Here is a 24,983-nt window from a genome sequence, read left to right as displayed (position 1 = left end):
CATTATTAAAGGTAACGGTGGCGGTCAGGCAACCTGCATGAAGGCAGCCTGGTACGCCGGTAGCGTCAGCGCGCTGCCGTCCCGGGTGGCGGTGAAGTTGGCCACGGCCAGGTCACTGGTCACTTCGACGGGCAGCGAAGCGTGCCGGGTCTGGCCGGTCAGGTTGAAGACACACAGCAGCGTTTCGTCGCCTTTTTGCCGGGTAAAGCCCAGCAGATCGTCGCCGACGTCCACGAGGTTCAGGTCACCATCGAACAGCGCGGGGTGCTGGCGCCGGAAGGCCAGCAGGGCGCGTACGCTATTGAGCGTGGCGTTGGGGTCATACTGCTGGCGGCTCACCGATAAGGCCAGATGGCGGGGCTCCATGGGCAGCCACGGCTCGACTGCCGAGAAGCCGCCCTGTTCGCCATCGTTCCAGGGCATCGGCGTGCGGCAGCCGTCGCGGCCCTTGAACTCGGGCCACAGCACTTTGCCATAGGGGTCTTGAATGCGCTCGAAGGGCACGTCGGCTTCCGGCAGGCCCAGCTCTTCGCCCTGGTAAAGGCACACGCTGCCGCGTAGCGAAAACAGCATGGCCAGCATGACTTTGGGGTAAGCGTGCGGGTCCTCTTCGGAGCCCCAGCGAGTGGCGCTGCGCACTACGTCGTGGTTGGAGGTGGCCCAGCAGGGCCAGGCGTCTCCCGCCAAGCGCTGGAAGCGCTCGATGACTTCGCGCAGGTAGCTCGCCGAATGCGGCATGTTGAGCAGGTCGAAGGTGTAAGCCATGTGCAGCTTGTCACCTCCGGCGGTGTACTCGGCCATGCGTTCCAGAGGGTTGTCGTCGCCGATTTCGCCCACCGTCGTGGTACCGGGGTACTCATCCATCAAGGCGCGCAGGTCCTGCAGGAAGCCCAGGTTCTCCGGGCGGCTGAGGTCGTAGACGTGGCGCTGCCAGGTGTAGGGGTTGGCTTCCGGGGCGCCCAGGGTTTTGGCTTCGCCTTTGGGCACCGGCGGGTTGTCCCGCAGCTCGGCATCGTGGAAGTAGAAATTGACCGTGTCCAGACGGAACCCATCGACGCCCAGATCGAGCCAGAAGCGCATGTTGTCCAGCTGCGCCTGACGCGCTTCCGGGTTGTGGAAATTGACGTCCGGCTGGCTGGTCAGGAAGTTGTGCAGGTAGTACTGCTGGCGGCGGGAGTCGAAGGTCCAGGCCGGGCCGCCAAAAATCGACAGCCAGTTGTTGGGTGGCGTGCCATCGGGCTTGGGGTCCGCCCAGACGAACCAGTCCGCCTTGGGGTTGGTGCGATCCTGACGGCTCTCCTTGAACCAGGGGTGCTGATCCGAGGTGTGGCTGATCACCTGATCGATCATCACCTTCAAGCCCAGCGAGTGGGCCTTGGCCAGCAGCGCCTTGAAGTCGTCCAGGGTGCCGAACATCGGGTCCACGTCGCGGTAGTCGCTGACATCGTAGCCAAAGTCGAGCATCGGCGAGGTAAAGAAGGGCGAGAGCCAGATGCCGTCCACGTTGAGCGATGCCACGTAGTCCAGCTTCTCGGTGATGCCGTTCAGGTCACCCACGCCGTCGCCACGGCTATCCAGAAAGCTGCGCGGGTAGATTTGATAAATAACGCCGCCGCGCCACCACATCGTATTGTCTTGCATACCATCGTTCCTTAAAAACGGTTGCTGAGAGTCATCAGCGAATTCATTGAGAGTGTCTATCGGGTCAGCCTTTCACCGCGCCAGCCGTCAGGCCAGACACAATGCGGCGCTGGAAGATGATCACCAAAATCACTAGTGGCACGGTCACCACCACGGACGCGGCCATGATCGGCCCCCAGGGCAATTCATAAGCACTGCCGCCCGAGAGCAGGGCGATGGCCACAGGCACCGTGCGCTGGGCATCGGTGAGTGTGAAGGTCAGCGCGAACAGGAACTCGTTCCAGGCGGCAATGAAGGCCAGCAGTCCGGTGGTGGCCATGGCGGGCCACATCAACGGTAAAAACACTTTGGTGATGGTGACCCAGGGGGTGGCACCATCCATGATCGCGGCCTCTTCCAGCTCCATGGGCAGCTGCTTCATGAACGTGGTCAGCACCCAGACGGTGAACGGCAGGGTGAAGATGGTGTAGCTGAGAATCAGGCCCGCCGGGTTGTTGTAAAGGTTCAGCGCGCGAATGACCTCGAAGAGCCCCGACAACACCGCCACCTGGGGGAACATGGAGACCCCGAGGATCACCAGCAGCACCGTGGAGCGACCGCGAAAACGTACCCGCCCAAGCGCATAGGACGCGGTAATGCCCAGCAGCAGCGCAATGAACACCACGCTGAACGCGACAATGATCGAGTTGAAGATGGCGCGCAGGAAGCTGGTCTGGCTGAAGATTTGAACGTAGTTGTTCAGGTTCCAGTTGGAGGGCCACAGTTCCACGCGAAACAGGTCGCTGGAGGGTTTGAGCGAGGTGATCACCGCGTAGTAGAACGGGAAGACCGCGTACACCATGATGAGCGCAATCAGCGCCCAGAAGCCGACGCGTTTGGCTATTTTAGCTAGCTGACGAGTGGTCATCAGTCACCTCCTAGTTGGATCTTGTTGCGGCCCAGATAGAGGTAGGCAATGGTGGCCAGCGCAATGATCAGGAACAGCAGCGTGGAGGCCGCGCTGCCGTAACCGACATCCTGAAACTCGACCAGCTGCTGGCGGGCGTAGACCGACATCGACATCGTGCTGGTGGAGTTGGAGGTCAGTACGTAAATCACGTCGAACACGCGCAGCGCATCCAGCAGGCGGAAGATCACCGCCACCATCAGCGCGGGTGTGATCAGTGGCAGCGTGACCTTGAAGAACACGCGTACCGGATGAATGCCGTCCACTTCGGCGGCTTCGTAGCAATCCTTGGGCAGCATCTGCAGCGCGGCCAGTACCAGCAGCGCAACAAAGGGAATGGTTTTCCATACGTCCACCATGATGACCGCCCACATGGAGTAGGTGGCGCTGGCGGTCCAGGCGATGGGGTTGTCGATGATGCCGACGGCCATTAACATATGATTGATGATGCCGAACTGGTCGTTGAGCATCCATGCCCACATCTGGGCAGAGACGATGGTCGGGATGGCCCAGGGGATCAGCACCGCGGCCCGGACGATCACCCGGCCCTTGAATTCGGCATTCAGGATTAGCGCCACGATGACGCCGAAGATGACTTCCAGTGACACGGATACCACCGAGAAGTAGACCGTGTTCCAGACCGAGCGCCACCAGATGGGGTCGGCCAGTACGCCGAACCAACGACCATCCTCATAGACCAGATAGTTTTCGAAACCGATCAGGTTGGCCGCACCCAGGTCCGATAGCGACGCATCGGTAAAGCTCAAAAAGAACGTGCGCAGGAGCGGCCAGCCAGCCACCAGGGTCAGAGCGATCAGCATGGGGGCCAGGAACAGCCAGGCCGCCTTGACCCGTTGACGGCGCACCTTGGTGCCGCGCTGGCGCCTTGGGGGCGCTATGGAACGCGCCCCGGAGGGCGCGTCGTGGTGAGAAGTGCTCGGCATGGGAGTCTCCGCAATTACCAGTTACGACGCTTCAGGCGCAGCAGTTCGCCTTCCAGATCGGCAACGCCCTGGGCGCCATCCTTGCTGCCGGAAAGCACGTCATGAGTGGTGCTGAAAAAGGCGTTGCTGACGCGGCCATAGGCATCACCGGTAGGCGCAGACGGACGCGCGACGGCATTGGTGAACGTGTCGTAGAGCGTGCCGAAGAAGGGCACCGCTTCCAGCACTTCCTCGTCCTGGTAGAGCGCATCCAGGGTGGGGTTGTAGGACGCCTGAATGGCGCGGCGCTTCTGCTCTTCCTCGCCGGTCAGGAAGGCCACCAGATCAGCGGCCAGTTCGGGGTTGTCGCTATAGCGAGAGACCGCCAGGTTCCAGCCGCCCAGGCCCGCAGCACTTTGCCCTTCATCACCACCGGCCGGCAGCTGGACCACTCCCACCTTGCCGCGTACGTCGCTGTCATCGCTTTGGGCCAGCGCCCAGGCGTAGGGCCAGTTGCGCATGAACACCGCGTTACCGCCCTGGAAAACCCCGCGGGCTTCCTCTTCGGTGTAGTTCAACACGCCTTCCGGGGCGATATCGCCCACCCAGGAGGCAGCCAGATCGAGAGCCTCTGCGGCGCGCTCGTTGTTGATGGTCACTTCGCCGTCGTTATCGACCACGGTGCCGCCACCAAAGCTGGCAACCCACTCGAGTGCGTTGACGGTCAGCCCTTCATAAGCGCGCCCCTGGAACACGAAGCCCTGCATGCGGCTGTTGCCTTCGTCACGTTCGGCCGCTTGAATCTCGCGGGCCGTTTCGGTGAGTGCCTGCCAGGTGGTCGGAACGTCATGACCGTGCTTTTCCAGCAGGTCTTCCCGGTAGTAAAGCACGCCTGCATCGGTAAACCAGGGCATGGCGACCAGCCGGTCATCGATGGTGTTGTTGACCACGATCGTTTCGAAGTGGCCTTCGGCTGCGTCGTCACCCAATACCTCGCGAAGATCGAGCAGGTGGTTGGCCAGCAGGCCGGGCCACACCACGTCGATCTGCATGACGTCGATATCACTGGAGTTGGCCGAGAGAATCTGCTGGTAGAGTGACAGGCGCTCGGTAGATGAGTTGGGCGTAGAGACGACGTCTACCCGATGGCCGGTTTTTTCTTCCCAGGCGCGAACACCCTCCTGGCACAGGGTCAGCTCTGCACCCACGGCTCCGCAGGAGATGGTCAGGTCGGCGGCCTGGACCGCACCGCTGGCGCTGGCAAGGCTGGCCAGGGCAATCGCAGATGAAAGAAGCGTCTTTTTCATAACGGTATTCCTCGACGTTTATTGTTATGGGAGTGAAGTCACAAGGCGCTGACAGCGCCAACTTAAACGATTAAGTTGAGGTGCCAGTTAGCCGTCTGTCGGCATGAAGTTCAATAGCGACTTTTGTCTAACTCCGTGCTGGGTGTTTTTTCCAAGGCTAAATAGCAGGTTAGACATTGGTCGATAATTAGCAAAAGCATGTTGGTTTACTAACACTTAATCGATTAAGTTTTAGTGGTTGTTGCTTGCTGGCTCGAAACACGAGTTGCTTTGCAACATTCAAGGGAAAGTACGTCAAGGGAAAGTCAGTGCCTGGAGCAGGCAATACGATCAAAACAATAGCGCTTTAAAAACAATCGTTTTTCAAGAGCCTCGCGTTTAAAAACAATAGGATTTAATACAATGCACAAGACAGCGTTCAAGACGCCGTTGGCCATTGCGGTGGCGGCTGCCAGCCTGGGCATGAGCGGTTTGGCCAGTGCCAACCTGTCCCTCGAAGAGCGTTTTGCTGAGCTGGAGGCGCGCATCGCGGCGGCCGAACAGCGCGCAGACGCCGCAGAGCGCCGCGCCGATCTGGCCGAGCAGGGAGCCACGCCACCGCCTTCCAGCGCCCCAGCGGCCGCCACCACCGATGCCGACCTCGAAGAGCGCTTGGCACGAGTAGAGCGCCAGGCCAGCGGTGAAGAGGGCTTCTCGTTCAACGTTTACGCCCGCTCTGGCCTGCTGCTGGGCGAAGATCGCAAGAGCATCGATGGCGGCCCCTACGTGACCCCAGCTGGTAACCTGGGCGGTGCCGTGGGTCGTCTGGGCAACGAGCCCGATACCTACACCGAAGCCATTCTCAACTACCGCATGCAGTTCGATAACGGCGCCCGCGCCCGTTACACCACCATGCTGGCCGCTGGCACCAACTCCAGCAACGATTGGGTTGGCGACGATACCAACCTCAACGTCCGTCAGGCCTATGCCGAGTTCAGCGACCTGCCCAGCTTCACCGGGGCCTTCGAAAATGCCTCCATCTGGGCGGGTAAGCGCTTCGACCGGGATAACTTCGATATCCACTGGCTGGACAGCGACGTCGTGTTCCTGGCCGGTACCGGTGGCGGTATCTACGATATTCAACTGGCCGATAACTGGAAGTCCAACTTCTCGCTGTATGGCCGTAGCTTCAGTGACTTTGACGTCATCAACCGCGAAAACCCCGGCCTGGACGGTGAAGGCAGCAACACCGACAACCTGATTCTGACCTCCAACAACTACTTCGGTAACTGGCAGGTCATGGCGAACGTGATGTCGGCCGCCGACAACGACGAGCGCGACATCGGCGTAGGCCAGACCGCCGCCGACAGCGGCTGGCACACCATGGTGGCGTACCACGGCGACAGCTTCTTCGGCCTGGGCGAGGGTAACTTCAAAGCGGCGCTGCTGCACGGCCAGGGGCTAGGGGCGGAAGTGAAAGGGCTGGGCAGCAATGGCGACCTGACCGACGACGCCACGGCGACTCGCCTGGCGGTCTACGGCACCACCTACATTGCCCCGCAGTGGCGCATTGCGCCCTCGATTCTGGCAGAGGTCAGCGACGACCGGTTTGCCGATGGCGACAGCTACTCCTGGGCCACGCTGAACGTGCGTCTGGCCAACGAGATTACCCAGAACTTCGAGATGCAGTACGAGGGTAGCTACCAGTACATGGATCTGGACCCCAATGGCTTCAATGGCCGCAATGCCGTCAGCGGCAATTTCGGCAAGCTGACCATTGCGCCCACTTTCAAGCCGGATGTCGGTGGCTTCTGGAAGCGTCCTGAAATTCGTCTGTTCGCCTCCTATACTGACTGGGATGCCGAGCTGAACGGCTACACGATGGAAGACTCGTTTGGCAACGATGGCTTTACCGGTGGCCAGTGGAGCTTTGGCGTGCAGAGCGAAATCTGGTTCTAACCCATCGCACCATGCCTGGCAGGTTTCCTTACCTGTTTCACCAATGCCGATTGCCCGCGCTCCGTCGCGGGCTTTTTGCTCGTTAAACTCGACCCAGGGAGGCACCGATGCTGCTGCTCAAGGAAAAACTGAAGGCGCCGCCGCTACCTCCCTGTACGGTGGCGCGGCCGCGTTTGAACGACCACTTCGCGTTGAACGAGCAGGTGCGCCTGCTGGTGGTTCAGGCGCCACCGGGCTATGGCAAGACCACGCTGCTGGCCGAGCGGCTGCCCGTCCTGGAGCAGCAGGCAAGCTGGCTGCGGCTGGACGAGCAGGATAATCAGACGCACCGCTTTCTGGCCTACTGGCAGGCGGCCATGGACACTCTGTTGGCCCCTTTGGTCACGCTGACGCCGGGGGATGACAGCGAATGCATTGCCCACATGGAGCGCTGGTTGACGGAGCTACCCGAACAGCACACGCCTTGCCGACTGGTCGTGGATGGCTTCGAGCATCTTGCCAACCCCGAGATTCTCACCGCGCTGGCCCACTGGCTGCGCCATCAGCCGCCCTGGCTGACCTTGACCCTGGCCAGCCGGTCACGCCCGGCACTGGGACTTGCCAGCCTGCGGCTGCGCGGTGAGCTGGAAGAGATCGACCTGCACAGCCTGGCATTCGACAGTGAAGAGGCGCATACCCTGTGCGCCGAACAGCTGAGTTTTCCGCCTACCCGAGTGAGCCTGGAGCGCGCGCTACGCTTGAGCGGAGGGTGGGCCATGGCGCTCAACTGGCTGGTCGAGCGCACCACCACCCGAGCAGGTTTCGATGCCTTGCTGGAACGGCTAAGCGGCGCGCATCCCGATTTCGTCGCCTGGTTCGACGAACTGCTGACCACTACCTTGCCGAGCGAGGAGCGTGAACTGCTGCTTCAGCTGGGAGTGCTGGAGCGGTTCTCTCCCGAGCTGATGGCGCGGCTATTGGAAGGGGAGCGGTTGACGCAGCGGCTGGAGGCCTTCGAGCAGGCCGGGCTGTTCATCGAACGTCCCGACCCGCATGCCCAGTGGTATCGCTTTCATCGCTTGTTTGGCGACTACCTGCACCACCGCCGCCATGAGCTGAGCCTGGCCACCCAGCGCACGCTGCATCAGCGGGCCAGCCAGGCCTGGCTGGCGCTCGATGACCCGGTCATGGCGCTGCGCCAGGCCATTCTGGCCGACGCGCCGGACCTGATCAGCCCGTTACTCATCGCGCAAGGGCCGGCACTGCTCTCCAAAGGCGCCTACGCACTGCTGGCCAGAGGGTTGGAGCGGCTGGGCGAGCCGCAGCTCGGCCAGTGCCCCGAGCTGGCGCTGCTTTATGGCTGGGTGTCCCATGCCCAGTTCCAGTTCGATATCACGGCCCGCGTGATCGGCTGGATCGAAGCTCAACTGCACCTGCCGGAGTGGCAAGCGCTGGGCGCTGAATTTGCCACCTTGCGTGCCCAGCTGGCGATCAATCAGGGGAACGCCGAGCGCGCTGCGCCGCTGGCCGAGCAGGCGCTGGGGGTGCCGGCGCGTTACCTGGCATCGACGCCCCTGACGGCCACCGCGATCCTCAGCGAAGCGCGTTTCGTTCAGGGGCACCTGGAGGAGTCGCTGCTGAACGTGCGTGACGTGGTGCGCCAGGCCCATCACCACGATGATCACCAGCGCCTCATATGGGCCTTTTGCCACCAGTCGGAAACGCTGGTGGCCCAGGGGCGCTTGCAGGCCGCCTACGATATTCAGGAGCGCGCCTTCGTGCATCTCGAGCGCGCAGAGCTCGAGCATCTGCCGGTGGCCGAGTTTCTCTATCGTATCCGCAGTCAGCTGCTCTGGGAGTGGCATCGGCTGGACGAAGCCGAGCAGGCGGCGCTCAAGGGCATTGCCGTGCTGGACAACCAGGGGGAGCGCTGGACCCTGCAGTGTCATATTCAGCTGGCCAAGATTGCCCAGAGTCGCGGCGATCAGGCCCAGTGTGCCGACCATATTCGGCGGCTGCGCAAAATTCTCGCCGACGGCGATTACCATATCGACTGGGTCGCCAATGCCCACGCGACGCTGCTTAGCTGGTGGCAGTCGAGCCAGGACCTGGAGGCAGTGGAGCGCTGGCGCCAGGAAGCGCCGCCGCCCATCACCGATAGGGCCACCAACCATTTCGCCCAGTGCAACGTGCGCAACCACGCTCGAGCGCTCACGCTGCTGGGCCAGTGCGAGGAGGCCCGCACGCTGCTGGAGGCCCTGGAAGCGCACGCTCGGCAGTCTGGGTTGGTGACCGACGCCAACCGTAACCAGCTCTGCCTGGCCGCAGCTGCCTGGCATGCAGGAAGAAGAGAGCGCGCTCGCGAGCATATACAGCAGGCCCTGAGCCTGGCGTCGCGCACCGGCCTAGTGGGCAGCTTTTTGCGGTTGGGCAAACCGTTAGGGGCGCTGCTGGCTGGCCTGCTCGAAAGCGACTCGTTGGGGGCCCTGGAAAAGGCGAGGGCCGAGCGGTTGATGGCACTGGCAGGGCGCCAGAAGGATTTTGGCAGCGCCCGGCGTTTGATTCTCGACGAGACGGTGATTGCCGATATCGTGGCTCGCCCGGATGTGCCGGAACTGATCCGCACCTCACCGCTGACCCGCCGTGAGTGGCAGATCCTCGGGTTGATTCATGCGGGGCTATCCAACGAGCAGATTGCCGAACAACTCTCGGTGGCCCAGACCACCATCAAAACCCATATCCGCAGCCTTTACCAGAAGCAGAACATTCGGCGCCGTGAGGAGGCCATACACCTGGCGGGGCAGCTACTGGCCCACATTCACGGGGATTGACCCCGTCGGAAGGCTGCCCAGCGCCCTCGGTTCGCCTCCTCCTCTCGACTACGCCCGGTACTCCCTGCGGGGGAGGATTCGATCCCGCCGCGCAGCCTGCATCATGCCCTTATCGCTGATAACAACCATAAGGATTCGCCATGATGCAGACACCTTCCACTTCACACTACGTTGGCAGCCAGGGGGCCGACTGGTGGCGCGGCGCGGTGATTTATCAAATCTACCCGCGCAGCTTCATGGATAGTCGCGGCGACGGCATTGGCGACCTGCAAGGAGTGATCGAGAAGCTCGACTACATTGCCTCACTGAACGTCGACGCCATTTGGCTTTCGCCCTTTTTTACCTCGCCCATGAAGGATTTTGGTTACGACATCAGCAACTACCGCGATGTCGATCCAATGTTCGGCAGTCTGGAAGACTTCGACCGGCTGGTCGAGGCGGCCCATGCCCGCGGGCTGAAAGTGACCATCGATCAGGTCATGTCGCACACCTCCGACCAGCACGCCTGGTTCGAGGAGAGTCGCCAAAGCCGCGATAACCCCAAAGCCGACTGGTACGTATGGGCCGACCCCAAACCCGACGGCGCGCCGCCGACCAACTGGCAATCCGTGTTTGGCGGCAGCGCCTGGCAGTGGGATACCCGACGCTGCCAGTACTACCTGCACAACTTTCTGGCCAGCCAGCCAGACCTCAATTTCCGCACCCCTGCCGTGGTCGAGGCCATTCTCGAAGAAGCGCGGTTCTGGCTGGAGCGTGGGGTCGATGGCTTTCGCCTCGATGCGGTCAATTTCTGTACCCACGGCGAGTTGAAGGATAATCCGCCGCGTCAAGAGATCACCGAAAGCTTTCTGGGCGTGCGCCCCGATAACCCCTATGGCTATCAGCTCCACCAGTACGACAAGACCCAGCCGGAAAACCTGGTATTCCTGGAGCGGCTTCGGGCGCTGCTCGATGAGTACCCCGGCGCCACCAGCGTCGGTGAAGTGGGGGATGACGACGCCCTCGGCGTCATGGCGGCCTACTCCCAGGGGGGGCAGCGGCTGCACATGTGCTACTCGTTCAACCTGCTGACCGACAGGGCCGACCCGACGTACCTGCACGAAACGCTGACCGAGATGGAAGCGCGGATTGGCGATGGCTGGCCCTGCTGGGCGCTGGGCAACCATGACGTTACGCGGCTGGCGACTCGCTGGCAGGCCCAGGGGCAGCTCGATAAGCTGCGTCTGTACATGGTGTTCTTGCTCAGCCAGCGGGGCAGCGTGTGCCTCTACCAAGGGGAGGAGTTGGGGCTGCCCGAAGCGCAGCTGACCTTCGAGCAGCTGGTGGACCCGGCAGGCATTACCTTCTGGCCTGCCTATAAAGGCCGTGATGGCTGCCGTACGCCGCATCCCTGGCAGGCAGATAGCCGCCATGCTGGCTTCAGTCGTGCCACGCCCTGGCTGCCGGTGCCCGAAACCCACGCAGCGCTGGCAGTCGATCAGCAAGAGCAGGATGCCGATTCACTGCTCAACGCTTACCGGGAGTTCCTGGCGTTTCGCCGCACCCAGCTCGCGCTGGTCAAGGGGGAAGTACGCTACCACCCGGTGCGTGACGAGGTGCTCTGCCTGGAGCGCACCTATCAGCAAACCCGTCTGTTGGTGGCGCTGAACTTCAGCGATCAGACCATTACCCGCTCGGCGCCCGAGCATGCTGAAGCACTGGAAGGCGCCCCCCATTGGCTCAAGGGCGAGTGGCAGGCCGGTACGCTGACGCTGCCGCCGTTTGGCGTGGCAATTGCCCGCTGCCCACAGGCTCAGGAGGATGCATCATGGGACGTTTGACCCTTAGCGGCATCGGCAAGTCGTTTGACGGCGTCGAAATCTCCCGGGATATCGACCTCACCATCGAAGACGGCGAGTTCGTGGTGTTCGTGGGCCCCTCCGGCTGTGGTAAATCCACGCTGCTGCGCATGATTGCGGGTCTGGAGGACATTACCACCGGGGACATGCAGCTGGATGGCCAGCGGATCAACGAGATTCCACCCCAGGAGCGGGACATCGGCATGGTGTTCCAATCCTACGCCCTCTACCCGCACATGAGCGTGGCCGAGAACATGGCGTTTGGGCTCAAGCTGGCGCGTACCGACAAGGCCGAGATTCGCCGTCGGGTGCAGCATGCCGCAGAAATGCTGCATCTCACCGAGCTTCTGGAGCGTAAGCCCAAGGATCTCTCTGGCGGCCAGCGCCAGCGGGTGGCTATTGGTCGGACGCTGGTGAAAGAGCCGGCGGTGTTTCTGTTCGACGAGCCGCTGTCGAACCTCGATGCCGCGCTGCGCGTGGACATGCGTATCCAGATTGCGGCGCTGCACAAGCGCTTGAACGCCACCATGATTTACGTCACCCACGATCAGGTCGAGGCGATGACCCTGGCCGACCGTATCGTGCTGCTTTCAAAAGGGCGTATTGCCCAGGTCGGCGCACCGCTGTCGCTGTACCACTTCCCCAACACGCTGGAAGTGGCGGAGTTCATCGGCTCGCCGCGCATCAATACCCTGCCGGTGACGGTGGTCGACCCCGGCCAGCACCACACGCTGGTGCGCCTGCACACCGGCGACAGTCTGGCGGTGGCCGTGAACGGGCAGCAGCTCAAGGCGGGTGATCAGGCCACATTAGGGCTGCGCGCCGAAGATTTCGTCGCCCCAGAGCAGGCGGATGCAACCCTGGACGCCACGCTCATGGTGGCCGAAAAGCTGGGCTACGAGACCCTGGCCCATTGGCAGGTGGCGGGCCTGGACACTCCCTTGACCCAACGCCTGGACGGACTGGCGCGGCTGGTAGAAGGGCAGACATCCCCGCTGGGCATCAACGGCCAGCGCTGCCATTTGTTCGATGCCCAAGGGGATGCCTGCCCTCGCCAAGTGACGGTGGACGGGGTGAGCCAATAACGTTTTTTAAATTTTTTTCAAAAAGAGTGCATCCAATCGGTCTCCACGTGTGTATCCCCTATACAGCCACGGCAAAAGTGGCTGATACACAACCCAAGGAGACTGACATGACCATTCAACATCTAACGCGTGCCACCCTCGCTGCGACCCTGATTGCATCCTTCAGTCAAGCGGCGCTGGCCGATGTGCCTGCCGACATCCAAGTGCCGGATGGCCACAGCGTCGCTCTGGAAACGGTGGGCGTAGGCGCGATTACTTACATGTGTGAAGCCAAGGACGACGGTAGCCTGGGTTGGGTTTTCAAAGGCCCCCATGCGGCGCTGAATGACCGCGAAGGCAATCAGGTCGGCAGCTACTACGGTCCGCCCGCCACTTGGGAATCACTGGACGGCTCCAGGCTGACCGCAACGCAGCTGGCCGTATCTCCCAACGGTGACGGCAACATTCCGCTGCAGCTGGTAGAAGCCAATCCGGCCGAAGGTGAGGGTGCCATGAATGGCGTCACTTATATTCAGCGCCTGGACACCCAGGGCGGCGTGGCTCCCGATGTGGCCTGTGGTAGCGATAACGAAGGCGCCACCGCCGTGGTCACCTACCAGGCCGATTACATCTTCTGGACCGCTAACTGATCTCGTCAGCGCTACTCTGATGCGTTGAAGATGGGGGCTCGCATCGCGGGCCCCCAGCGATTATCCTCACTGAACTGCGACGATAGCGACCGACGCGTTACCAGGGAGTGATGATGTGTCCGACGAAGGTGGATCAACGACAGCCAACCCATTCGATCATCTCGATGCACTTACCCGCATCGCTCGTGGCGAGCAGGCCGCGCTTCATCAGCTGTACCAGCAGGAAGGCGCCAGGCTGCTCGGAGTGGTCCACCGCATCGTCAAGGATCGCGGCATGGCCGAAGACATCGTCCACGACGCCTGCTTGAACATATGGCAGCGTGCCGACACCTTCGACCCACAAAAGGGGGCTGCCCGCACCTGGATTTTTAGCATTGCCCGCCATTTGGCGCTCAATGCCATGCGTGGGCGTGAGCGCCACGTCTATACCGACCTGAACGACCCCCACGAATTTGCCGATGACGACACCTTTCAGCACGCTTCTCGGATCGAGGAGGCGTTCGATTGGCAAACTGGCGAGCGCATGGACGAGTGCTTGCAGCAGTTGGAAGCCGAGCGTCGCAACTGCGTTCTGCACGCCTATGTAGATGGGCTCAGCCACGCCGAGATCGCGGCGCACACCCGCACCCCGCTGGGGACGGTAAAAGCCTGGATCAAGCGTAGCCTGCTGCGCTTACGGGAGTGTATGGCATGACACGTGCTCATGAATCCGATGATCTGCATGCCCTGGCAGGGGAGTACGTGCTGGGCACGCTGCCGATAGCCGAGCGTGAAGCGTTCGAGGCGCGTCTGGCCAACGAGCCCGCGCTACAAACGGCGGTCGCCGCCTGGGAAGAGCGATTTTTCCCCTATACCGCCATCGTCGACCCCGTCACCCCCTCCGATTACCTATGGCCGCGCATCGAGCGCAGCCTGAAAGCATCCGCGGTACGGCCTACTGCGCCGGTAGTGACACTCGCGCGCGCGCCGACTGCCCCGCGCCGCCGATTGATGCACAGCCTGCCGTTCTGGCGGGCCGCCACCGGGGCGGGCCTGGCGGCAGCGTTGGCGATGGGTGTCATGCTGAGCAACGTCACGACACAGCCCGCCGTACCCGAGTACATGGTGGTGCTACTGGCACCACAGACGCAGTCGGCAGGCTGGGTCGTGCAAGCGGCCAACCGCCAGGAGATTCAGCTGATCCCGCTGGGCACCTTCGAAGTGCCGGAGGGCAAGGCACTGGAATTCTGGACCAAGGCCGATGACTGGCAGGCACCCGTTTCGCTGGGGCTGGGGGAGCCGGGCCAGCCGCTGCGCCTGCGCCTGGACCAGCTCCCACCGCTGGAAGACAACCAGCTCTTCGAGCTGACCCTGGAAGATGAGACCGGCTCGCCCACCGGCTTGCCCACCGGCCCCATCGAGTTCATTGGCCGCGCGGTGGAGATCTGAGTTTGCCTTCAGCCTATTCGCGGCGTTAGCCGAGCGCGTCTGTCAAAAGAAGGTCAAGCCGACCTGAAACAGCCGCTCGACGTCGCGGATACGCCGTTTGTCGATCACGAACAGAATCAGGTGATCACCGCTCTCCACGCACACGTCGCCGTGGGCAATCATCACCTCTTTGCCGCGCACCACCGCACCGATGGTGGTGCCTTCGGGAAGCTCGATCTCATCGATGGTGCGGCCCACCACCTTGGAAGACTGCTTGTCGCCGTGGGCAATGGCCTCGATGGCTTCCGCCGCGCCCCGGCGCAGGGAGTGCACGTTGACGATATCGCCCCGGCGCACGTGGGTCAGCAGGCTGCCGATGGTGGCCTGCTGCGGTGAAATGGCGATATCGATATCGCCACCCTGGACCAGGTCCACGTAGGCGGCGTTGTTGATCAGCGTGAGCACCTTCTTGGCCCCCAGCCGCTTGGCCAGCAGCGACGACATGATGTTCACCTCGTCGTCGTTGGTCAGGGCGCAGAAGATGTCGCAATCCTCGATGTTCTCTTCTTCCAGCAGGCGCTTGCTGGTGGCGCTGCCGTGCAGCACCACGGTGCGGTCCAGCCGCTCCGAGAGCGTGGTGCAGCGCTCCAGGCTGTGCTCGATGATCTTGACCTGATGGCTATGCTCCAGATGCTCCGCCAGGCGTTCGCCGATGTTGCCACCCCCGGCAATCACCACCCGGCGGAAGTCGCGCTCCACCTTGCGCAGCTCGCTCATCACCGCGCGGATATCCCGCCGTGCCGCCAGGAAGAACACTTCGTCGTCGGCTTCGATGACCGTGTCGCCTTGGGGGATGATCGGTCGATTGCGCCGGTAGATGGCGGCGACGCGGGTTTCCACGTTGGGCATGTGCTTGCCCAGGAAGGCGAGATTCTGGCCCACCAAAGGGCCGCCGTAGAAGGCTTTCACCGCCACCAGCTGTACCAGCCCCCCGGCAAATTCCAGCACCTGCAGGGCGCCGGGATGCTCGATCAAACGGCGCACATGGTCGGTCACCACCTGTTCCGGGCTGATCAAGACGTCGATGGGGATGGCTTCGTGGGCAAACAGGCCCTTGCGGGTGAGATAGGCCGTGGAGCGAACCCGCGCAATCTTGGTGGGGGTGCGAAACAGCGTGTGGGCCACCTGACAGGCGATCATGTTGATCTCGTCGGTGTTGGTCACCGCGATCAGCATGTCGGCGTCTTCGCAGCCTGCCTGGCGCAGCACGATGGGGTAGGAGCCCGCACCGGTCACCGTACGGATATCCAGCTTGGTGTGCAGTTCGCGTAGCCTGGCGCCGTCGGTGTCGACGACGGTGATGTCGTTTTCCTCGCGGGCAAGGTGCTCCGCCAGGGTGCCGCCCACTTGGCCGGCGCCAAGAATGATAATCTTCATTCGCTCATGTCCTCATGGTCAAACTCAACGCACAGCCGATAACCAATTCCCTGCTCGGTTTGCAGTAGACTGGGGGCTTGGGGGTCATCGTCCAGTTTCTGGCGCAGCTTGCTAATCACAATACGTAAATAGTGGGTGTCGTCCTCATGACTTGGCCCCCAGATAGTGCGCAGCAGATGGGTTTGCGTCACGATACGACCAGCCTGGCTAATGAGTTGTTGCAGCACCGCAAACTCTTTTCGGGTCAAATGGATCGTTTCGCCGTGTAGTGTCACCCGGTGGGCAGCTATATCCATGCTTAACGCGCCACACTGATAACGTGGTGGCGCAATGGTCGGCGGATGCTGACGCAGCAGAGCGCGGATGCGGGCGAGCAACTCCTGAATGCCAAAAGGCTTGGTGACATAATCATTCGCACCGCTGTCCAGGGCGCGCACCTTCTCTGCTTCCTGACCACGTACCGAGACAATGATGATCGGGATGCCGACCTGCTGGCGCAGCGTTCTGAGTACCTGATGGCCGTCGATATCGGGCAGCCCCAAATCCAGCAAAATCAGATCGATGGGCTCAGTCGTCAAGCGCTCTCGCACGGTATGCAGAGCAGCAGACCCTGTACTGGCTTCGCAGATGCAAAAGCCTTGTGACCCCAGGCTGATGCGTAAGAACTGACGAATCGCGGGCTCGTCGTCGACGATCAGTATGCGGGCGGGCTCAGGTGTCATCGCTCGGCTCCTGAATAGAGGGCGAGAGAGGCAGCGTCATGATGATTTGCGTGCCGTGCCCATTGGGGCCATCCGCCGCTGCCACCGTGCCGCCATGGGCACCCAGCATGCCACGGCAAATGGCGAGACCCAGCCCTGTGCCGTGCAGGCTACGGTCACCGTCGTTGCCGGTGAAAAACATCTCGAATACTCGTTCACGCATGGCAGCGGGAATGCCGGGCCCTTCATCGGTGATCGTGAGTGTGAGCGTGGTATGGCGAGGGTCGGTAGACGCAGCGATGGCGATTACTCCGTTAGGCGGCGAAAATCGCGCCGCGTTTTCCAGTACATTGACCAGCGCCTGCTCGATCAAGGCAGGGTGAACGTTCAGGAGTGGCAGCTCGCCATCCCATGCCTGATGCACGTTGATATGCGTCAGTACACCCGTAAGACGCCGACGAGCGGAGGCCACCAGATCATCGACGCTGACCCAGTCGCGCTCGATCGCCAATTCGCCGTGGCCCAGTCGTGTCATGTCCAGCAAGTTCTGAATGTAGCGGTTCAGGCGCTCGCTTTCATTGAGAACGCCGTCCAGCAATGCAAAGCGGTCCTGCTGGCTGAGCTGCGCATCCAGCGTGCGCAGGGAGCTTGCGGCACCAATAATCGAGGCGAGAGGCGTGCGTAAATCGTGAGATACCGAGGCGAGCAGGGCCGAGCGTAAGCGCTCTTGCTCCTCCGCCAACCGAGAGGCATTCAGCGCCAGCATACGCTCGCGGCTAACGCCCGCGATACGACCCACCACCAGCGCGATTAACAAAAAGAACAGCAGTGTGACTAGCTGCTCCCGCTCAGACACTGCCAATGAAAAGTACGGCTCGGTAAAGCCAACGTTAAACGCTACAAAGTTCACCAGCGCACTCATGAAAGCAGCATAGCTACTGGCCAGAACGGCGCAGGCAAGCACGGCCGTTAAAAAAATCAGCGATAAATTGGCCAGCGCGAGCCAGCTGTGCAACCACCAAGCGGCCAGCAGCGCAGCACCGCTAGTACCGAGCACCAAGGCTGACTCGCGCTGATCAGGAAGGCGAAATGCTGGCATCTTGTTCACCGTTAGCGCCGCCAGAACATGGAGGTCATCAGTACCACGACCGTCAATATCTCCAAGCGGCCCATCAGCATGCCCACACATAAAAGCCACTTGGCCGCATCGGGCAGGGCGGCGAAGTTGCCTGCCGGGCCAATGGTATCGCCCAGGCCAGGGCCGACGTTGGCCACCGCTGTGGCGGCGCCCGAAAGCGCCGTCACCAGGTCCAGCCCCAGCGCGGCAAGCCCTAATGCTAATAGGGCAATAGTGATAAAGAAAAAGAACGAGAAGGCTACGACGCTGCGTGAAATATCGCTGGTGACCGGCTGCTGGTTGTAACGGGTGGTAAAGATGCCGTTGGCATGAATCAGGTAGCGTAGTTGATTGCGTAGCATCAGCATGGCGATCTGGAAGCGGAAGATCTTCATGCCGCCGCTGGTGGAGCCGCTACAGCCGCCAATGAACGTCAAGTAAAAGAAAGCTGCAATCGGCAGTGTACCCCACAGCGTATAGTCATCCGACGCATAGCCGGTAGTGGTGACCACGGACATGACGTTGAAGGTGACGTGGGTGAGGGAGACAAACCAGTTGTCGCCTTGCAAGACGCGCCAGGCGGTCAGGATGACGATGGCCGCCAACAGTAGTTTGAGCAGCCCCCGGACCTGTTGGTCTTTCCATAAGGCGCTGCGCGAAGAGCGGATGAAACGGATGTACAGTACGAAAGGTAGCGCACCGCAGAGCATGAAAAAGCTGGCCATCCACAGTAGCCAAGGCTGCTCCGCGTAGGCGCCAAAGGAAGCATCCGAGTTGGCAAAGCCCCCTGTTGCAAGCGACGTCATGCCATGCACGATGGCATCCAGTGGTTGCATGCCGCCAAGCCAGTAACTGACCATGGCCGTTAGCGTCAGGATCACATAGATCGACAGCGTCGCTTTGGCAATGCCGCCGGTGCGGGGCATGACCTTGTCCGACCAGTCCGAAGACTCGGTATGGAACAGCCGCATCCCGCCTACTTTCAGAAACGGCAGAATGGCAATGCCCATGACGATGATGCCGATGCCGCCCAGCCACTGCATGAGGCCTCGCCACAACTTCAAGCCATCCGAGAGACCATCGATACCCACCAGCACGGTAGAGCCCGTGGTGGTGATCGCTGAAACCGACTCGAACACAGCGTTGGTGAAACTCAGCTGTGGAGCGCCAAGAATCAGCGGCAGGCTGGCAAAGCAGCTGATACTGGTCCAACTGCCCGCCGTAAGGATAAACATCTGCCACGGTTTGAGTTCTAACGACGCACGATAAGTGAGCAGCAGTGTGGTAGCCACACAGGCGAGCACGAGCATGATAGAGAGACTGAACGCCCGGGCGTCCGGGTCGCGCTCAATGAGCAGCACCGCCCACGGCACCATCATGAACAGTGCGAGGATAAGCCATAGTACCGATAAAATCTTGAACACCGGTGCCCAGTGTCGGTAAAGCTCATTGCTGCGATAAAACCGCGCGTTTGTCGTGTGCATTGCCTTGCTCATCATTCATTTTGCTTAAGCATGGCCTATAACATCATGCACCTGCATAAAAAGTCCGTAAAAAATAAAATCCCGGCGCAGGTTTCTCAGGCGCCGGGGATGAGCAAACCGCTCAAGCGAGGAAACAGCGCGTCAAATACGCATCAACCTTTCACCCCCCCAGCGGTCAGGCCGCCGATGATCCAGCGCTGGCAGATCAGGAAGGCCACGGTAATCGGCAGGCCAGATAGCACCGCCGCGGCGGCAAAGTTACCCCAGCGCTGGTTGTGGTCGGCCAGATACTGCTGGGCGCCCACGGCCAGGGTCAGCTTGTGCTCGTCCACCAGCAGTACCGACGCCATGGGGTACTCCATGATGCTCATCACGAACGCCAGAATGAATACCACCATCAGGATCGGCAGCGAGAGCGGCAGCAGGATGTAGCGAAACGCCTGCCAGGTGCTGGCGCCATCCACCATGGCGGCCTCTTCCAGCGAGCCGTCGATGGATTCGAAGTAGCCCTTGATCGTCCAGATATGTAGCGCCACTGCCCCAAGCGACGCCACGATCAGTGCGCCGTGGGTGTTGATGCCCAGCCAGCCCACGAACTGCCCCAGCCGGTCGAACAGCGCGTACAGCGCCACCAGCGAGAGCACCGCCGGGAACATCTGAAAAATCAGCATGCCTTTGAGCAGCGGTTCCTTGCCCTTGAAGCGCATGCGCGCAAAGGCGTAGGCGCTGGTGGTGGCCAGCATCAGGATCAGCACCGACGACACCACCGCCACCTTGATAGAGTTCCACAGCCACAGCAGCACCGGGAAGGGCGGCTGCACGATGGTGCCATCGGCGCGCTCCCAGGGGATACCCAGCGCCAGTGACCAGTGCTCCAACGAGACGTTCTCGGGGATCAGGCTGCCGCTGGCAAAGTTGCCCTCTCGAAACGAGATCGAGATCACCAGCAGCAGCGGAAACACGATCAGCGAGACGAAACAGATCAGTGCCAGATGTGCTCCCAGGCGGCGAACGCCCACGGAGCGTGGTTGAACCATGGCCATCAGTAACCTCCTAGACCTTCACTTTGGAAAGGCGCAAATTGAGCAACGACATACCGGCCACCAGCAGGAAAATCAGCGTAGCAATGGCGGCCGCCAAGCCGAAGTTCTGTCCGGCATCCTGGAAGGCAATGCGGTAGGTGTAGCTCACCAGCAGGTCCGTGGTGCCCGCCGGGGTGCTGGCCCCCAGAATGTCCGGGTTGCCACCCGTGAGCAGCGCAATCAGCACGAAATTGTTGAAGTTGAACGCAAAGGCGGCAATCAACAGCGGCGTCAGGGGCTTGATGATCAGCGGCAGGGTGATATGGAACAGGTTGCTGATCGGGCCGCCGCCATCCACCGCCGAGGCTTCGTACAAATCCCGAGGGATCGCCTGAATCAGCCCCATGCAGAGCAGCAGCATATAGGGGTAGCCTAGCCACGTATTGACGATGAGCAGCATGCTGCGGGCCAGCCACGGGTCGGTGAACCACTCGGGCCGCACGCCAAACAGGGTATCCAGAATCATGTTCACTTCACCGAAGTGCTGGTTGAACATGCCCTTGAAAATCAGAATCGAAATGAACGCCGGGACGGCGTAGGGCAGAATCAGCAGCGTGCGGTATATCGCTTTGCCGCGTAGCTGATCCCACTGCAGCAGGGAGGCCAGCACGAAGCCCACGGCCAGGGTGAACACCACGGTGAGACTGGCAAACACGAAGGTCCACACGAAAATTTGCATGAACGGGCCGCGAATGTCCGGGTCGGTGAAGATTTGCGTGTAGTTCGAGAAGCCCACGTTGACCGGCCAGCCCGGAGTGATGCGCTGGCCATCGTCGGCGACGAAAAAGCCGATGGTGTGGTTCGGTGTCAGCACGCGGTCGTCTCGGCGGTCGTATAGCGTGCCATCCTCCCGGGCCTCGTAGCGGTCGAGCATGGGCGCAAACTGGCGAATACCGGCCATGCGCAGCTCGGTGCCTTCGGGAGTGATCAGGCGTAGCCCCTGCAGGGCACCGCGCGCTTGAATGATGTCGCGCATGGGCAGCGGGTCTGCGGTGGGGGCGTCACTGGCCGCCTGCAGGCCCAGCTGGCGAGACTCCACATTGGCCAGGTTTAGCGGTGATGACATCCAGCGCTGGCGCTCGTTTTCCAGCCGCAAACGCACCAGGTCGCCTTCGGCATAAAGCGTGAGATCGAAAGCGTCATCGTCCTCCTGATAGGTCTGGCTCATCAACTGGCTGCGCACCCGCTCTTCCGAGAGCAGGTTGGTGGAGCTGTAGTTGCTGAAGCTGATCCCGAAGGTGTAGATCAGCGGAAAAATGACGAACACCCCCAGCCCTGCCACGGCTGGGAAAATATAGCGGTGGCTCATCAGCGAACGCTTGGTGAAGACCACGCCCAGCGAGCCGCCGAGAAGCAGAAACAGCAGTGCGAACATCCACTGCCCGTTCAAATGAAAGGCCAGCACCAGCCAGAGCAGAGCGATGACCAGGGCCGCTATCACGCCGCGCAGAGCCCAGCGGGTGTAGCGTTCGGCAAGATGACGAGAGCGGTGGCGGGGCAGACCACGAGATGCGTTGGTGGTATACATGATGGCTTCCTGAAGGCTGCCCGGCGCTTACACCGCCGGGCAGCAAGGGCAAAAGAGTGGCTACTGGCGCATCCGGCGAGCAGCGGCATCCAGCGCTTCCTGGGGCGATTGGCGCCCGCTGCCGATGTTCTGCAGCGCGGGCTCCATGGCCGCCCAGAAGGCTCCCATTTCAGGAATGTTGGGCATCGGCATGCCCACTTCGGCGTTGTCGAGCGTGGCGGCAATGTTGGGGTTGTCCGCCAGCTCTGCCTGGTAATCGATATGCGCCACTGCGCCCAGCGAACCGTCGCTGTTGAAGGTGCGCATGCCCGCTTCGCTCAGCAGGTAGTTCTCCAAAAACTCCACCGCCAGGAAGTCGTTGGGCGTGGCGGAGTTGATCATCGCGGTCATCACACCAAACATCGGTCGGGCGCGCTCGTCGCCTACCCGGGGCAGCAGCGCCACGCCATAATCGATGCCGCTGCGCTCCAGGTTGGGCCATGCCCAGGGGCCGCTGATCATGGTGGCGACTTCGCCCCGGTTGAAGCGAGTATCCATCAGGTTGTAGTCGGTGCCCCGGGGCACCACGCCGCTATCGATCAGCTCCACCAGCAGCTCGGCTCCCTGCAGGGCGCCGGCATTGTTGACCCCAATGTCGCTGACATCATAGCCGCTATCGGTTTGCTTGAACGGGTAACCGCCGTTGGCGGCCAGCAGGGTCCAGCCATAATAGGGCTCGCTGTAGTCGAACAGGATGGCCTTTTTACCCTCGGGGGCCAGGGTGGCGTCCAGTTCGATCAGTTCCGCGAAGCTGTCGGGCGGGGTATCCACCAACGCCTTGTTATAAATCAGGCCAAGGGATTCCACGGAAATCGGGTAGCCATAGGTATCGCCGTTCCACAGTGCGGCTTCCCAGGTGAAATCGAAAAACCCTTCACGGAACGCGCTGCTGGGGGATACCTGCCGGAGCAGGCCGCTTTGCGCCCATTCCCCCATGCGGTCGTGGGCCCAGATGACGATGTCCGGCCCCTGACCGCTCCCCGCGGCCTGCTGAAAGCGGTCGGTGAGGTTGTCCGGAAACACCACCTCTACCCGGATGCCGGTCTCTTCCAGAAACTGCGCGGCCACTGCGCGAATGCCTTCCTGCCCCTTGTTGTCGCCCATCCAGATCGTCAGGCGGTCCTCTTCGAAGGCCAGCGCGGGGGCGGAGAGACCGGCGGCGAAGGCCGTGGCCAATAGCGGCGTGAAAAAGATGCGATTCATTGCCATGATGTGCATACCTCGTGTAATGCCATTGTTATTGTCGTGCACGATGCTGTCAGCCCGTGCCTTGTCATGCCAGCCTCGCCAATCTGGTGGTGCGCCGCCTCCTCCCTGCGGGGGAGGAGGATGGCGTATGTCGGGGGCGTAGGGCCGAGCACTACAGGCACCGCCTGACAGGAAAAGCAGCCACGGCGATTTTTTTGTAGTAAAATTACACGAAATATTGCGTATAATGCCCGTTATCAGATAGATTTTAGGTAATCTAACTACATAAGTTGGATCACCTAATTATAAACAGGAGCTGAGATGAGCCAGTCACATGCACCGCTAGGCGACCCCAATCACGCGATAGATCTCGCGCTGTTCGGGGCACTTGGTGATCTTGCCATGCGCAAGCTGTTCCCTGCGCTGTATCATCTTGACCGCGAAGGCTTAATGCCCGAAAGCACGCGGATCATGGGGCTGGCGCGTCAGGAGCACGACACGGCCGAGTTTCGTCAGCTGGTCAGCACCGCGCTGCAAAAGCGTCTGAAAAAGGACGAGCAGGACAAGGTCAGCATGGAGCGCTTCCTGCAACGGCTGGAGTACCTGAAGCTCGACTTCACCACAGTGGACGGCTACGACGCGCTTCGCCAATGGCGTGAAGGCGCACGGCGCCCCATGGTGGTCTACCTTTCCGTGGCGGCGCGGATCTATGGCGATATCTGCCACAATCTCCAGGCCAGCAACAGCCTGGATGACGACACCCGGGTGATCGTCGAGAAGCCGATTGGCTATGACCTGGCGTCGTCGGAAGAGATCAACGACGCCATTGGTGCCGTGTTCCCCGAGTCCCGCATCTACCGCATCGACCACTACCTGGGTAAAGAGACGGTTCAGAACCTGATTGCCCTGCGCTTTGCCAACCCGCTCTTCGGCACCCAGTGGAACCAGAACCACATCTCTCACGTCGAGATCACCGTGGCCGAAAAGGTCGGTATCGAAGGGCGCTGGGGCTACTTCGACGACGCGGGCCAGCTGCGTGATATGGTGCAGAATCACCTGCTGCAACTGCTCTGCCTGATTGCCATGGACCCGCCTTCCAATCTGGATGCCGATGCCATCCGTGATGAGAAGGTAAAAGTGCTCAAGGCGCTGAAGCCGTTTACCGGCGAAGCGCTGGGCCGCGACGTGGTGCGTGGCCAGTACATTGCCGGTACCAGCGATGGCCAGGCCGTGCCGGGCTACCTGGAAGAAGAGGGCGCCAACACCCAGAGCCAGACCGAAACCTTCGTGGCCATGAAGACCGAAGTGTCCAACTGGCGCTGGGCGGGCGTGCCGTTCTACCTGCGTACCGGCAAGCGTATGCCGGAAAAGCTGTCGCAAATCGTCATTCATTTCCGCCAGCAGCCGCACTACATCTTCGACCCGGACCAGCGTGGCATCGCTTCCAACAAGCTGATCATTCGCCTGCAGCCGGAAGAGGGCATCGCCCTTCAGGTACTCACCAAGGATAGCGGCCTGGACAAGGGCATGCGCCTGCGCCCCGGTCCGCTGCATTTGGATTTCAACAGTGCCTTCCCGAAATCGCGTATCCCGGATGCCTACGAGCGTCTGCTGCTGGAAGTCATGAAAGGCCAACAGTACCTGTTCGTGCGGCGTGATGAAGTGGAGCACGCCTGGCGCTGGTGCGACCAACTGATCGACGGCTGGAAATCACGCGAGACCCCGCCACGCCGCTACCCCGCAGGCTCCTGGGGGCCGGTGGCCTCGATTGCCATGATCACCCAGGATGGCCGCAGCTGGTACGAGGATTATTGAGATGAGCACTACACGACAAGCGCTGGCCGAGCAGCTGGCAGAAGCCGTTTATCAAGCCTTGGCGGCCG

The 24,983-nt window shown here is 61.5% G+C and carries 19 protein-coding genes; 8 read left to right on the top strand and 11 right to left on the bottom strand.

The annotated features are described in order from the left end of the window. Positions 1-24: 24 nt before the first annotated feature. The 4 genes from HSS18214_RS0105075 to HSS18214_RS0105060 form a co-directional block, all read right to left on the bottom strand. Positions 25-1,641 carry an alpha-glucosidase family protein gene (locus HSS18214_RS0105075; protein ID WP_016914220.1) on the bottom strand — a complete coding sequence of 539 codons (1,617 nt, stop codon included), beginning with the start codon at positions 1,639-1,641 and terminating at the stop codon, positions 25-27. A 64-nt stretch (positions 1,642-1,705) separates the two neighbouring features. Continuing rightward, complete coding sequence (locus tag HSS18214_RS0105070; protein ID WP_016914219.1) at positions 1,706-2,548, bottom strand: carbohydrate ABC transporter permease; 843 nt, start codon at positions 2,546-2,548, stop codon at positions 1,706-1,708. Then, entirely contained in the window at positions 2,548-3,531 is a 984-nt protein-coding gene (locus HSS18214_RS0105065) for a carbohydrate ABC transporter permease (RefSeq protein WP_009099644.1), read from the bottom strand. The genes HSS18214_RS0105070 and HSS18214_RS0105065 overlap by 1 nt, the downstream gene beginning before the upstream one ends. A 14-nt stretch (positions 3,532-3,545) precedes the next feature. Continuing rightward, a complete protein-coding gene (locus HSS18214_RS0105060) occupies positions 3,546-4,817 on the bottom strand; it encodes an ABC transporter substrate-binding protein (protein WP_016914217.1) in 1,272 nt (423 codons plus the stop codon). A gap of 402 nt (positions 4,818-5,219) precedes the next feature. Between HSS18214_RS0105060 and HSS18214_RS0105055 the strand changes: the two genes are divergently transcribed. The 7 genes from HSS18214_RS0105055 to HSS18214_RS0105025 all read left to right on the top strand — a co-directional run bounded on the left by HSS18214_RS0105055 (position 5,220) and on the right by HSS18214_RS0105025 (position 14,545). Then, positions 5,220-6,755 (top strand): carbohydrate porin, encoded by a 1,536-nt coding sequence (locus tag HSS18214_RS0105055; protein WP_016914216.1) that lies wholly within the window; start codon positions 5,220-5,222, stop codon positions 6,753-6,755. Positions 6,756-6,862: 107 nt separating this feature from the next. Continuing rightward, on the top strand, positions 6,863-9,565 hold the full coding sequence (malT, locus tag HSS18214_RS0105050) for an HTH-type transcriptional regulator MalT (RefSeq protein ID WP_016914215.1): 2,703 nt from the start codon (positions 6,863-6,865) through the stop codon (positions 9,563-9,565). Between the two features lie 140 nt (positions 9,566-9,705). Next, positions 9,706-11,385, top strand: coding sequence for an alpha-glucosidase (locus HSS18214_RS0105045; protein ID WP_016914214.1), 1,680 nt, complete (start codon positions 9,706-9,708; stop codon positions 11,383-11,385). Continuing rightward, positions 11,373-12,488, top strand: coding sequence for a sn-glycerol-3-phosphate ABC transporter ATP-binding protein UgpC (ugpC, locus tag HSS18214_RS0105040; protein ID WP_016914213.1), 1,116 nt, complete (start codon positions 11,373-11,375; stop codon positions 12,486-12,488). Before HSS18214_RS0105045 ends, ugpC begins: the two co-directional genes overlap by 13 nt. Positions 12,489-12,595: 107 nt before the next feature. Beyond that, positions 12,596-13,117: a DUF3455 domain-containing protein gene (locus HSS18214_RS0105035; protein ID WP_016914212.1), complete on the top strand. Its 522-nt coding sequence runs from the start codon at positions 12,596-12,598 to the stop codon at positions 13,115-13,117. A 115-nt stretch (positions 13,118-13,232) separates the two neighbouring features. Further along, positions 13,233-13,811 carry a sigma-70 family RNA polymerase sigma factor gene (locus HSS18214_RS0105030; RefSeq protein WP_016914211.1) on the top strand — a complete coding sequence of 193 codons (579 nt, stop codon included), beginning with the start codon at positions 13,233-13,235 and terminating at the stop codon, positions 13,809-13,811. Continuing rightward, complete coding sequence (locus tag HSS18214_RS0105025; RefSeq protein WP_016914210.1) at positions 13,808-14,545, top strand: anti-sigma factor; 738 nt, start codon at positions 13,808-13,810, stop codon at positions 14,543-14,545. Before HSS18214_RS0105030 ends, HSS18214_RS0105025 begins: the two co-directional genes overlap by 4 nt. Before the next feature lie 42 nt (positions 14,546-14,587). Here the strand turns inward: HSS18214_RS0105025 and trkA are convergent, their stop codons facing one another. From trkA to malE, 7 genes are all read right to left on the bottom strand, one after another. Next, positions 14,588-15,961, bottom strand: a complete 1,374-nt coding sequence (gene trkA, locus HSS18214_RS0105020; protein ID WP_016914209.1) for a Trk system potassium transporter TrkA — start codon at positions 15,959-15,961, stop codon at positions 14,588-14,590. After that, on the bottom strand, positions 15,958-16,683 hold the full coding sequence (locus tag HSS18214_RS0105015; RefSeq protein WP_016914208.1) for a response regulator: 726 nt from the start codon (positions 16,681-16,683) through the stop codon (positions 15,958-15,960). The genes trkA and HSS18214_RS0105015 overlap by 4 nt, the downstream gene beginning before the upstream one ends. Further along, entirely contained in the window at positions 16,673-17,761 is a 1,089-nt protein-coding gene (locus HSS18214_RS0105010) for a sensor histidine kinase (protein WP_016914207.1), read from the bottom strand. Before HSS18214_RS0105010 ends, HSS18214_RS0105015 begins: the two co-directional genes overlap by 11 nt. An 11-nt stretch (positions 17,762-17,772) precedes the next feature. After that, positions 17,773-19,263: a TrkH family potassium uptake protein gene (locus HSS18214_RS0105005; protein ID WP_016914206.1), complete on the bottom strand. Its 1,491-nt coding sequence runs from the start codon at positions 19,261-19,263 to the stop codon at positions 17,773-17,775. Between the two features lie 152 nt (positions 19,264-19,415). Beyond that, entirely contained in the window at positions 19,416-20,306 is an 891-nt protein-coding gene (gene malG / locus HSS18214_RS0105000; RefSeq protein WP_016914205.1) for a maltose ABC transporter permease MalG, read from the bottom strand. A gap of 10 nt (positions 20,307-20,316) precedes the next feature. Further along, the gene (malF, locus tag HSS18214_RS0104995) at positions 20,317-21,873 is read right to left on the bottom strand and encodes a maltose ABC transporter permease MalF (RefSeq protein WP_016914204.1); all 1,557 of its coding nucleotides are present in this window, start codon (positions 21,871-21,873) and stop codon (positions 20,317-20,319) included. 60 nt (positions 21,874-21,933) lie between these two features. After that, complete coding sequence (gene malE / locus HSS18214_RS0104990) at positions 21,934-23,121, bottom strand: maltose/maltodextrin ABC transporter substrate-binding protein MalE (protein ID WP_083844157.1); 1,188 nt, start codon at positions 23,119-23,121, stop codon at positions 21,934-21,936. Between the two features lie 300 nt (positions 23,122-23,421). Between malE and zwf the strand changes: the two genes are divergently transcribed. After that, positions 23,422-24,915 carry a glucose-6-phosphate dehydrogenase gene (gene zwf / locus HSS18214_RS0104985; protein ID WP_016914202.1) on the top strand — a complete coding sequence of 498 codons (1,494 nt, stop codon included), beginning with the start codon at positions 23,422-23,424 and terminating at the stop codon, positions 24,913-24,915. Positions 24,916-24,983: the final 68 nt, after the last annotated feature.

Origin of the sequence: Vreelandella stevensii S18214 (genome assembly GCF_000275725.1) — a bacterium.
Classification (GTDB): Bacteria; Pseudomonadota; Gammaproteobacteria; order Pseudomonadales; family Halomonadaceae; genus Vreelandella; species Vreelandella stevensii.
This window is presented reverse-complemented; position numbering and strand designations above follow the sequence as displayed.

Coding starts and splice junctions, on each gene's coding strand:
- HSS18214_RS0105075 (WP_016914220.1), bottom strand. CDS start 1,641: ATGCAAGACAATACGATGTGGTGGCGCGGCGGCGTTATTTATCAAATC.
- HSS18214_RS0105070 (WP_016914219.1), bottom strand. CDS start 2,548: ATGACCACTCGTCAGCTAGCTAAAATAGCCAAACGCGTCGGCTTCTGG.
- HSS18214_RS0105065 (WP_009099644.1), bottom strand. CDS start 3,531: ATGCCGAGCACTTCTCACCACGACGCGCCCTCCGGGGCGCGTTCCATA.
- HSS18214_RS0105060 (WP_016914217.1), bottom strand. CDS start 4,817: ATGAAAAAGACGCTTCTTTCATCTGCGATTGCCCTGGCCAGCCTTGCC.
- HSS18214_RS0105055 (WP_016914216.1), top strand. CDS start 5,220: ATGCACAAGACAGCGTTCAAGACGCCGTTGGCCATTGCGGTGGCGGCT.
- malT (WP_016914215.1), top strand. CDS start 6,863: ATGCTGCTGCTCAAGGAAAAACTGAAGGCGCCGCCGCTACCTCCCTGT.
- HSS18214_RS0105045 (WP_016914214.1), top strand. CDS start 9,706: ATGATGCAGACACCTTCCACTTCACACTACGTTGGCAGCCAGGGGGCC.
- ugpC (WP_016914213.1), top strand. CDS start 11,373: ATGGGACGTTTGACCCTTAGCGGCATCGGCAAGTCGTTTGACGGCGTC.
- HSS18214_RS0105035 (WP_016914212.1), top strand. CDS start 12,596: ATGACCATTCAACATCTAACGCGTGCCACCCTCGCTGCGACCCTGATT.
- HSS18214_RS0105025 (WP_016914210.1), top strand. CDS start 13,808: ATGACACGTGCTCATGAATCCGATGATCTGCATGCCCTGGCAGGGGAG.
- trkA (WP_016914209.1), bottom strand. CDS start 15,961: ATGAAGATTATCATTCTTGGCGCCGGCCAAGTGGGCGGCACCCTGGCG.
- HSS18214_RS0105015 (WP_016914208.1), bottom strand. CDS start 16,683: ATGACACCTGAGCCCGCCCGCATACTGATCGTCGACGACGAGCCCGCG.
- HSS18214_RS0105010 (WP_016914207.1), bottom strand. CDS start 17,761: ATGCCAGCATTTCGCCTTCCTGATCAGCGCGAGTCAGCCTTGGTGCTC.
- HSS18214_RS0105005 (WP_016914206.1), bottom strand. CDS start 19,263: ATGCACACGACAAACGCGCGGTTTTATCGCAGCAATGAGCTTTACCGA.
- malG (WP_016914205.1), bottom strand. CDS start 20,306: ATGGCCATGGTTCAACCACGCTCCGTGGGCGTTCGCCGCCTGGGAGCA.
- malF (WP_016914204.1), bottom strand. CDS start 21,873: ATGTATACCACCAACGCATCTCGTGGTCTGCCCCGCCACCGCTCTCGT.
- malE (WP_083844157.1), bottom strand. CDS start 23,121: ATGGCAATGAATCGCATCTTTTTCACGCCGCTATTGGCCACGGCCTTC.
- zwf (WP_016914202.1), top strand. CDS start 23,422: ATGAGCCAGTCACATGCACCGCTAGGCGACCCCAATCACGCGATAGAT.